This window comes from Photobacterium aquae (assembly GCF_001029445.1).
In the GTDB taxonomy this organism is placed as follows: domain Bacteria; phylum Pseudomonadota; class Gammaproteobacteria; order Enterobacterales; family Vibrionaceae; genus Photobacterium; species Photobacterium aquae.
Window position 1 is genome coordinate 1 of the sequence record NZ_LDOT01000031.1, and the last position, 2,982, is coordinate 2,982.

Here is a 2,982-nt window from a genome sequence, read left to right on the forward strand (position 1 = left end):
GCAGTCAGAGGCGATGAAGGACGTACTAACTTGCGATAAGCCAAGACGAGGCAGTAAGAGCCACTCGAGTCTTGGATTTCCGAATGGGGAAACCCAGCTGCATAAGCAGTTATCTCAATGTGAATACATAGCATTGTGAGGCGAACCGGGGGAACTGAAACATCTAAGTACCCCGAGGAAAAGAAATCAACCGAGATTCCGGCAGTAGCGGCGAGCGAAACCGGATTAGCCCTTAAGTTGAATTGGCACTAGGCGAACACGCTGGAAAGCGTGGCGATACAGGGTGACAGCCCCGTAGCCGACGGTGCCTTTACAGTGAAATCGAGTAGGACGGGACACGTGTTATCCTGTCTGAACATGGGGGGACCATCCTCCAAGGCTAAATACTCCTGACTGACCGATAGTGAACCAGTACCGTGAGGGAAAGGCGAAAAGAACCCCTGTGAGGGGAGTGAAATAGAACCTGAAACCGTGTACGTACAAGCAGTAGGAGCAGGCTTTGTCCTGTGACTGCGTACCTTTTGTATAATGGGTCAGCGACTTAATTTTAGTAGCAAGGTTAACCGTATAGGGGAGCCGTAGGGAAACCGAGTCTTAACTGGGCGTTCAGTTGCTAGGATTAGACCCGAAACCGAGTGATCTAGCCATGGGCAGGTTGAAGGTGAGGTAACACTTACTGGAGGACCGAACCGACTAATGTTGAAAAATTAGCGGATGACTTGTGGCTAGGGGTGAAAGGCCAATCAAACTCGGAGATAGCTGGTTCTCCCCGAAAGCTATTTAGGTAGCGCCTCGGACGAATACTACTGGGGGTAGAGCACTGTTAAGGCTAGGGGGTCATCCCGACTTACCAACCCTTTGCAAACTCCGAATACCAGTAAGTACTATCCGGGAGACACACGGCGGGTGCTAACGTCCGTCGTGGAGAGGGAAACAACCCAGACCGCCAGCTAAGGTCCCAAAGTTATCGCTAAGTGGGAAACGATGTGGGAAGGCTCAGACAGCCAGGATGTTGGCTTAGAAGCAGCCATCATTTAAAGAAAGCGTAATAGCTCACTGGTCGAGTCGGCCTGCGCGGAAGATTTAACGGGGCTAAGCGATACACCGAAGCTGCGGCAATGTGACTTGTTCACATTGGGTAGGGGAGCGTTCTGTAAGCCGCTGAAGGTGTCCTGTAAGGGGCGCTGGAGGTATCAGAAGTGCGAATGCTGACATGAGTAACGACAAAGGGGGTGAAAAACCTCCTCGCCGGAAGACCAAGGGTTCCTGTCCAACGTTAATCGGGGCAGGGTGAGTCGACCCCTAAGGCGAGGCCGAAAGGCGTAGTCGATGGGAAACGGGTTAATATTCCCGTACTTCTTGCTATTGCGATGGGGGGACGGAGAAGGCTAGGTGGGCCTGGCGACGGTTGTCCAGGTTCAAGTATGTAGGCTGATGGTTTAGGCAAATCCGGACCATCTCAAGGCTGAGATACGACGTCGAGGCACTACGGTGCTGAAGTCATTGATGCCATGCTTCCGGGAAAAGCCTCTAAGCTTCAGATAGCAAGGAATCGTACCCCAAACCGACACAGGTGGTCGGGTAGAGAATACCAAGGCGCTTGAGAGAACTCGGGTGAAGGAACTAGGCAAAATGGTACCGTAACTTCGGGAGAAGGTACGCTTCTGACGGTGAAGTCCCTCGCGGATGGAGCTGTCGGAAGTCGCAGATACCAGGTGGCTGCAACTGTTTATTAAAAACACAGCACTGTGCAAAATCGAAAGATGACGTATACGGTGTGACGCCTGCCCGGTGCCGGAAGGTTAATTGATGGGGTTAGCGCAAGCGAAGCTCTTGATCGAAGCCCCGGTAAACGGCGGCCGTAACTATAACGGTCCTAAGGTAGCGAAATTCCTTGTCGGGTAAGTTCCGACCTGCACGAATGGCGTAATGATGGCCACGCTGTCTCCACCCGAGACTCAGTGAAATTGAAATCGCAGTGAAGATGCTGCGTACCCGCGGCTAGACGGAAAGACCCCGTGAACCTTTACTACAGCTTGGCACTGAACATTGACCCTACATGTGTAGGATAGGTGGGAGGCTTCGAAGCAGGTACGCCAGTATCTGTGGAGCCGTCCTTGAAATACCACCCTTGTAGTGTTGATGTTCTAACGTCGCCCCCTTATCGGGGGTACGGACAGTGCCTGGTGGGTAGTTTGACTGGGGCGGTCTCCTCCCAAAGAGTAACGGAGGAGCACGAAGGTGGGCTAATCACGGTCGGACATCGTGAGGTTAGTGCAATGGCATAAGCCCGCTTGACTGCGAGAATGACGGTTCGAGCAGGTGCGAAAGCAGGTCATAGTGATCCGGTGGTTCTGTATGGAAGGGCCATCGCTCAACGGATAAAAGGTACTCCGGGGATAACAGGCTGATACCGCCCAAGAGTTCATATCGACGGCGGTGTTTGGCACCTCGATGTCGGCTCATCACATCCTGGGGCTGAAGTCGGTCCCAAGGGTATGGCTGTTCGCCATTTAAAGTGGTACGCGAGCTGGGTTTAGAACGTCGTGAGACAGTTCGGTCCCTATCTGCCGTGGGCGCTGGATGATTGAGAGGGGCTGCTCCTAGTACGAGAGGACCGGAGTGGACGAACCTCTGGTGTTCGGGTTGTGTCGCCAGACGCATTGCCCGGTAGCTAAGTTCGGAATCGATAACCGCTGAAAGCATCTAAGCGGGAAGCGAGCCTCAAGATGAGTCATCCCTGATACTACAAGTATCCTGAAGGGTTGTTGGAGACTACGACGTAGATAGGCAGGGTGTGTAAGCGCTGTGAGGCGTTGAGCTAACCTGTACTAATTGCCCGTGAGGCTTAACCATACAACACCCAAGGGGTTTTATCGGACTCCATGAGCACTTGAATGCAGTGCTTGAGATAACTAGTTGGACTTTCCCAGATTGCTATTTACTGCCAAGGCGGTAAATAAACGAATTTGCTTGGCGAGC

Annotated in this window: 1 rRNA gene; it reads left to right on the forward strand. The window is 52.7% G+C overall.

What is annotated here, in order from left to right:
- Positions 1–2,856, forward strand: a 23S ribosomal RNA gene (locus tag ABT56_RS18715); the annotation flags it as partial.
- Between the last annotated feature and the right edge of the window lie 126 nt (positions 2,857–2,982).